Source organism: Micromonospora sp. DT178, assembly GCF_049841695.1.
GTDB lineage: Bacteria > Actinomycetota > Actinomycetes > Mycobacteriales > Micromonosporaceae > Micromonospora.
The window spans coordinates 1-220 of record NZ_JBNCKV010000114.1 but is presented as its reverse complement, the minus strand read 5'-3'; the positions used below and the strand labels follow the sequence as shown (position 1 = coordinate 220).

Annotated in this window: 1 protein-coding gene; it reads right to left on the bottom strand. The window is 65.9% G+C overall.

The window, feature by feature from the left end:
* The coding region (locus ACLQ22_RS32210; protein WP_425695641.1) for an alcohol dehydrogenase catalytic domain-containing protein at positions 1–220 on the bottom strand (220 nt) is incomplete at both ends.

Below are 220 nucleotides of genomic sequence, written 5' to 3'. Positions count from 1 at the left end.
CCACCTCGGTCACATCCGGGGCAGTCTCGATCACCACTCCGGCTGCCTCGCTACCCATCACCGCGGTCGGATCCGGATACATACCCAACCCGATTAGCACGTCCCGGAAGTTCAACCCCGCCGCTCGCACCGCTACCCGTACCTGCCCAGCCGCCAACGGCGCCATCGCCTCCGGACAGTCCAGCACCGTAAGGTTGTCCAGGCTGCCTGGCTCTGACAC